At 71.4% G+C, this 7,039-nt stretch carries 5 protein-coding genes; 2 read left to right on the plus strand and 3 right to left on the minus strand.

All coding sequences use genetic code 11. The features are described from left to right. The first annotated feature begins 108 nt into the window (after positions 1 to 108). Positions 109 to 1,284 (plus strand): SpoIIE family protein phosphatase, encoded by a 1,176-nt coding sequence (locus FL583_RS37605; RefSeq protein WP_142709686.1) that lies wholly within the window; start codon positions 109 to 111, stop codon positions 1,282 to 1,284. 1,079 nt (positions 1,285 to 2,363) lie between these two features. Here FL583_RS37605 and FL583_RS37610 read toward each other — a convergent pair. The 3 genes from FL583_RS37610 to FL583_RS37620 form a co-directional block, all read right to left on the minus strand. Then, on the minus strand, positions 2,364 to 2,783 hold the full coding sequence (locus FL583_RS37610) for an STAS domain-containing protein (RefSeq protein ID WP_142709687.1): 420 nt from the start codon (positions 2,781 to 2,783) through the stop codon (positions 2,364 to 2,366). Positions 2,784 to 2,925: 142 nt separating this feature from the next. Further along, on the minus strand, positions 2,926 to 3,714 hold the full coding sequence (locus FL583_RS37615) for a site-2 protease family protein (RefSeq protein WP_142709688.1): 789 nt from the start codon (positions 3,712 to 3,714) through the stop codon (positions 2,926 to 2,928). Between the two features lie 88 nt (positions 3,715 to 3,802). After that, complete coding sequence (locus tag FL583_RS37620) at positions 3,803 to 5,302, minus strand: MFS transporter (RefSeq protein ID WP_142709689.1); 1,500 nt, start codon at positions 5,300 to 5,302, stop codon at positions 3,803 to 3,805. A gap of 129 nt (positions 5,303 to 5,431) precedes the next feature. On the opposite strand from FL583_RS37620, the gene FL583_RS37625 reads away from it, so the two are divergent. After that, positions 5,432 to 6,988, plus strand: coding sequence for an ATP-dependent DNA ligase (locus FL583_RS37625; RefSeq protein WP_142709690.1), 1,557 nt, complete (start codon positions 5,432 to 5,434; stop codon positions 6,986 to 6,988). Positions 6,989 to 7,039 lie beyond the last annotated feature (51 nt).

Here is a 7,039-nt window from a genome sequence, read left to right on the forward strand (position 1 = left end):
CGATTAGGCTTGGTGGGAACCGGAGGTCGGCGTGAGAACACGCTCGGTACAGGAGGAGACCCTGACCATGGCCGTTGGCGAACTGCGTCTGCGTCCACGTGGAGCCGCGTGGTGACGCCGGCCGGCACTGCGCCGGTGGGTTTCGCCGCCGAGCCGTCCGACGCTCCCGGTGACGGCGATCTCGTCGTCGAGCGGCGGGCCTCCGACCCCCAGGCCTGGTGCGAGGCGCTGCCGGCCGCCGCGGGCCGCACGATCCTGGTGTCCGGCCGCGTGCTGGCCGACGACCCCGCGGTCGCGTCCCGGCTGGCCCAGAGCCTCCGGATGGCGGTGCGGGCCACGGCCCGGGTCGAATTGGCTCCGGCCGAAGCGCTCGGGCAGCTCGACGCGCTGGTGGCCGAGTGGGAGGAGCCGTTCCGGGCCCGACTGCTCTACGGCGTCTTCGATCCGGTCGACGGCACGTTCTGCTTCGCGCAGGCCGGGCACCCGGGGCCGGTGATCTGCTCGGTGAAGAACGCCGCGGTGGCGCCTCCGGCCCCCGACGGCGGCCCGCTCGGCGGCTTCGTCAGCGTCAGCGTCTCGTACGGCGAGCAGACCGTGGCGATCCCGCCCGGCGGCACGGTCGTCGTGTCGATGCCGGGCGAGCTGGCCGACGACGCCCGGTTCCTGACCGCGCCGTTCTCGGTGGACACGCCGGTCGGTGCGGTCTCGGCCGCGCCTCCGGTCGAGGCGGTGGCGGCCGCGGTCGCGGCCGGGCTCGCCGACGGGCTCACCGACCCGGTCGCGGTGGCGGACGCGGTGACCGGCGCGGGCGCGGGCTCCACCGTGCTCGCGGCGGCGTGGCCGACCGGCCTGTCGGTCGGGCCGGTCCGGGTGATCGAGCTGGAGCTCGGCGAGGGCGAAGACCCGACGCGCCGGGCCCGGGCGTTCTGCTACGGCGTGCTGAGCACCTGGCAGCTCCCGGCCCTAGTCCGGGACGACATCGTGCTTGCGGTGTCCGAGCTGGTCGCGAACGCGCTGCTCTACGGGGGTGCGGCCGAGCAGCTGCGGCTGCGGCGGTCGGCCAGCCGGATCGTGGTCGAGGTGTTCGATCGGGAGCCCGCGATGCCTCGGCCCCGCATCGCCGACGCCGACGCCGAGAGCGGCCGGGGGCTGTTCCTGGTGCGGCGGGTGGCTCGGCGCTGGGGTGCCCGCGCGGTGCCGGGCGGCAAGGCCGTCTGGTGCGAGTTCGACCTCACCGCCCCCCGCAACGCCGACGCCGACGAGCCCGCCGAGGCGACCGCCTGAGTCCGTCGCCCGTCGCGGTCGACGTGTTGCCGCTGCGCACGGAGCCGCGCGGCCGGAGACCGCCTCCGCTGTGCCGGGACTGGTAGCGCGACGAGACCTGAGCGCGCCGCGGGCGCGTCTGGCGTCGACCAGAAATCGCCGCGGGCGCGTCCGGCGTCGGCCAGAGATCGCCGCCGGGAGGATGCACCGCCGAGCCCGACGACCACGACCGGGACGGTCACGCGGGCGAGCCGAGCGCCGTTCGCGCCCTCACCACCTTGCCTGGCCGGGTCGACGACGACCTGGCGAGGCCACTCGCATCAGCAACCGCATCCGCGGGTGCCGATTCGGCGGCCCGAACAGCCTGCGCTAAGCCGGACGCCGGCGCCTGACCCCGACCGCGGTCGAACACGGGCCTCGAATGGGCGCGATCTGCTACTCCCAGGCGCCGCCGCGGCCGAGATGGTGCTGCCCGAAATGGCCGACTCGTTGCGCACCGTCCTGACCCAACGCGCCGAACGGTCGGTCCAGGTCGGCAACGCCAGCGCCTTCCCCGCCTCCGGCCACCTCGGCCGGTCTCGCCCCGGTCACCCGACGATCCCAGAGGGACACCCCCGAGCAGCGGGACTGCGAAGCACGGTTCAGCGGATCCCGGGGGAGTGTCCGTTTTTCGGGGTAGATCGGCTGGTTCGTGCTGTCGGCGGTGATGCGGCAATTGCGCCGCGGCGGCCTGTTCGGCTGGGACGGCGTAGACGGACCGCCGTGCTTGCCGATGGCGTCCCGGTCGCGGACAGAGGCCGAGGATGTCGCGTTCGCCGTGGACGGTGACGCCGGCGGCGCGCAAGCGTCTGTCGTAGCGGGGCAAACGGTCAGGAGAGCGGCGAGGCGGGCGCAGACCAACGGCGCTCCGTTGCATGCGCGGGCGGAGGCGGGCCGGCGCGCCCGGGAGGAAACGGCCAGCCATGCATACCCCCGCCAGGCGGAGGCGGGGAGAGCAACCACGCACGGGCGAGCGGGGCGACCCGGGCGGTACCGGAGGCGCGTCGGTCGCGGAAGGGACCGGCGCGCGCCCGGCAGGCGTAAGAAAAAGAACGGAAGCCCTACGGCGCCGCGGTCAGCGCGGTCTCGGCCTCTTCGACAGTGTTCACCAGAGGCACGACGCGGTCGACGCCGGTGAGGCGGAACACGCGGGCCACGATGCCGGGGGTCGTCACGACGACGTGCAGCGAACCGTCGCGGTCGCGTAGTCGTTTGTGGTCGCTGACCAGGATGCCCAGCCCGGTGGAGTCGAGAAAGGTCACCTCGCGCAGATCGACGACGTGCCGATGCTTGCGCTGCTCGACCAGCTCGTGGAGCGGTTCGCGCAACTGCGAACCGGTGGTGACATCCACCTCACCGGCCACCGTGACCAGCGCATAGCCCTCGCGGTCGTCGACGGTGACCCGCAGCCGGCCGAAACTCTCCGGCTTGGACCGCGCAGCGCTCCGCGCTCCGACGGCCCGACCCTGACGCTCACGCATGGAACCCGACCTTCCTCGTACGGTTCCTGGGGACCTGTCGAACCCGAACGGTCACGCGGGCAGTCTAGTCGCGTAACGGACGGTCATAACGCCTCCCTTATCTAACTCTCACGACACGCAAATCTCGATCCCAGGGTGGAGGTCACCCCAGCCAGAACCGGAACAACTGCTGGCCATACCCGGTGAGGCCCTCGGGAACGCCCAGCAGGTCGAGGAACCACAGCACGATCGAGAAGAACGCCTGGTTCACCGGCGGGATCCACAGCAGGACGAACAGCAGCAGCACCGCGTACGGCGCGATCGGGGCCACCTGACGCAGGATCTTGTTCGACAGGTACGGCTGGATCACGCCGAATCCATCGAGCCCCGGTACCGGCATCGAGTTCAGCACGGCCGCGGTGACCTGGAGGAACGTCAGGAACGCGAGCGCGGCCCAGAACTCGACGTGCTCGGCGTCGTTCACGCCGAACGTGGCCAGCGCGACGGCCAGCGCGGCCGCGAAGATCACGTTGGTGAGCGGGCCGGCCAGCGAGACCAGGCTGTTCGAGAGTCGGCTGCGCAGGTACCGCCGGTCGATGAACACCGCTCCGCCGGGCAGGCCGATGCCACCGAGCAGCACGAAGAGCAGCGGCAGCACGATGCTGTAGACGAAGTGGGTGTACTTCAGCGGGTCGAGCGTGAGGTAGCCCTTTTCGACGACCGAGCGGTCACCGCCCTGGAACGCCACCAGCGCGTGCGCGAACTCGTGCAGGCACAGCGAGACCACCCAGGCGCACGCGACGAACACGAACGCGAGCAGGCCCGTGTTGCCGTGGTGGGTCCAGAGCCCCCAGCCGGAGACCGCCGCACCGGCGACCAGGCCGATGAAGAGCGGGCTCGGGGCGCGACTGGCCCGGCGCTGGCGTACCGGTTCCCCGGTCGTACCTGTCACGAGTCTCCTCTCTCCGGCCTCCATACTGCCTTGCAACGGACGGGGGCGGCCGCGGAGTGCCCGCAGCCGCCCCGGTGAGTGGGTGATATCAGGTGCCTTGGGCTGGGCGCGGACCGGCGTCGGCCACCCGGGTCTTCACGATGCCCAGCGGCTTCGCGATCGACTCGAGCGACTTCCGCTCGGCGTCCACCCCGAGGAAGTACGCCACCAGACCACCGGCGATCATCAACCCCGCCCCGAGCAGGTACCCGCCGAACAGCGGGCCCCGGCTCTCGCCGTCGCCGATCAGCTGACCGAACAGCCACGGAGCGATGACGCCACCGAAGAACTGGGAGATCGCGAAGAAGAACGCGATCGCCTGGCTCCGGAGCTCGAGCGGGAAGATCTCGCTGACGGTCAGGTAGCCGGACGAGGCCGCCGCCGACGCGATGAAGAAGATCACGCACCAGAAGATCGTCTGGGTGACCGCGTTCAGTGCGCCCGTGTAGAACAGGTAACCGCTGATCGCGAGCAGGATGCCGGACGAGACGTACGTGCCGCCGATCATCTTCCGCCGCCCGACCGTGTCGAACAGATGGCCCAGCACCAGCGGACCGATCAGGTTGCCGATCGCGAACGGGAAGAAGAAGTACGGGATCGTGCCGCTGTCGACGTCGTAGAACGTGCCCAGCACCAGCGCGTACGTGAAGAAGATCGCGTTGTAGAGGAACGACTGCGTGGTCATCAGCGTGAACCCGAGGATCGTGCGGCTCGGGTACTGCTTGATCATCACCTGGGCGATCTGCCGGTAGGTGACCGGCGGATGCGGTTTGACCTCGCTGGCCTCGTCGTCCGGAACGGGTTCGATGGTCTTGCCGCTGGCCCGGACGCGTTCCTCGATCTCGTCGACCGTGCGTTCGGCCTCTTCGGCCTGACCGTGGGTCATCTGCCAGCGCGGGCTCTCGGGGATGTGCCGCCGGAGCGGCCAGATCGCCAGACCGATCAGCGGGCCGAGGAAGAAGCCGAGCCGCCAGCCGATGTTCTCGGAGAAGATGTCGGGGTTCAGGAACACGATCTGGGCCGCGCTCGCGAGGGCTGCGCCGCCCCAGTAGGTGCCGCTGATCGCCAGGTCGACGCGGCCGCGGTAGTGCGCCGGGATCAGCTCGTCGATCGCCGAGTGGATCGCCGCGTACTCGCCACCGATGCCCATACCGGCCAGGAAGCGCAGCAGCAGGAACTCGTAGAACGTGAACGAGAACCCGGTGAGGCCGCTGGCGACCAGGTAGAGCGTCAGCGTGATCAGGAACAGCTTCCGCCGGCCCAGGCGGTCGGCCAGCCGGCCGAACCAGAGCGCTCCGACGACCTCGCCGAGCAGGTAGATCGACGCCGACAGCGTCACCTGCTGGGCCGAGAGCCCGAGCGTTCCGTCTTCGGTGAGCCGATCGGCCACCGTGGACGCGATCTGGATCTCGAGCCCGTCGAGGATCCAGGTGACGCCGAGCGCGATGACGACGAGCCAGTGGAACCGGGACCACGGCAGGCGGTCCATCCGGGCCGGCACGAGGCTTCTGAAGGACCTCTGCGCGGGCTCCGCTTCAGTTGACGCCATTGTCCACCTCCCCAGGTAGCTGGGGGTTGCCCTACCCAACGAGAATTGGAGTGAACCCTGGCGGAACTCATTCGTCGTGCGGTTCGTTGGCAGGCTCGAATTGTCGGTGGGTGGGCGCAGGATGGGGCCATGCTTCTCGCCGACATCGCCGCGACCGGGCGTGACGTGGCTGCCGTCAGCGGCCGCAAGGCCAAGGTCGAGCGGCTGGCCACCTGCCTGCGGCAGCTGTCGCTCGACGAGGTGGTGCCCGCCGTCGCCTGGCTCTGCGGTGAGCTGCGGCAACGCCAGATCGGCGTTGGCTGGGCGTCGTTGCGCGATCTGCCGTCCGAGGCGGCGTCCGCACCGACGCTGACGGTGCTGGAGGTCGACGCGGCCTTCGCGTCGATCGGGGCGCTGGCCGGGCCGGGCTCGGTGGCGGCCCGGCGTAACGCGCTGGCCGCGCTGTTCGCCCGGGCCACGTCGGAGGAGCAGCCGTTCCTGCGCGCGCTGCTGGTCGGGGAGCTGCGTCAGGGGGCGCTGGCCGGCGTGATGATCGACGCGGTGGCGTCGGCGACCGGCCTGCCACTGGCCGACCTGCGCCGCGCGCTGTTGCTCCGGGGCGATCTGCGGGTGGTGGCCGAGACCGCGCTGCGCGACGGGGCGGCCGGGCTGGCCGAGTTCCGGCTGGAGGTCGGGCGTCCGCTGGCGCCGATGCTGGCCCAGCCGGCCGAGGATCTGGCCGATGCGCTGGGCCGGTCCGGCCCGGCCGCGGTGGAGGAGAAGCTCGACGGTGCTCGGGTGCAGGTCCACCGCAGCGGGTCGGACGTGCTGGTCGTTACGCGCAGCCTGGACGACATCACGGCCCGGGTACCCGAGGTGGTGGAGGCGGCGCTGGCCCTGCCGGTGCGCTCCGCGGTGCTCGACGGCGAGGCGATCGCGTTGCGCCCGGACGGGCGGCCGCAGCCGTTCCAGGTCACCGCGTCCCGGGTCGGCAGCCGCACCGACGTGCCGAAGGCCCGGGGCGAGATCCCGCTGTCCGCGGTGCTGTTCGACGCGTTGCACCTCGACGGTGCCGACCTGCTCGACCGTCCCGCGTCCGAGCGCTTCGCCGCGCTGTCCGCGGTGGCGCCCGCCGAGAGCGTCGTCCGTCGCGTCGAGGTCTCTTCCCAGGCGGACGCGTCACCCGCGGGCGAATTCCTGGCCCGGACGTTGCGCCGCGGGCACGAGGGCGTAGTGGTGAAGTCGCTGGCCAGCCCGTATGCGGCCGGGCGCCGAGGCGGCGGCTGGTGGAAGGTGAAGCCGCGGCACACGCTCGATCTCGTCGTGCTGGCGGCCGAGTGGGGCCACGGGCGCCGGCGCGGTTGGCTCTCCAATCTGCACCTGGGCGCGCGGGATGCGTCGGGCGTGGTGGGGGAGGCCGGCGGGTTCGTGATGCTCGGCAAGACGTTCAAGGGCATGACCGACGCGATGTTGACGTGGCAGACGGAGCATTTGCTGGGGCTGGCCGTGAGTAAGGACTCGTACACGGTGTACGTGCGGCCGGAGTTGGTGGTGGAGATTGCTTTTGACGGGGTGCAGAGGAGTACGCGGTATCCGGGTGGGGTGACGTTGCGGTTCGCTCGGGTGAAGGGGTATCGGGAGGACAAGCGGGCGGAGGAGGCGGATACGTTGGAGGCGGTCCAGGCGCTGTATGAGGTGGGGGTGTAGGTGGGGCCGGGCGGCCGGGGCGCCGGCCCGGGCCCGGGCGGGCCCGAGCGC

Source organism: Cryptosporangium phraense, assembly GCF_006912135.1.
GTDB lineage: Bacteria > Actinomycetota > Actinomycetes > Mycobacteriales > Cryptosporangiaceae > Cryptosporangium > Cryptosporangium phraense.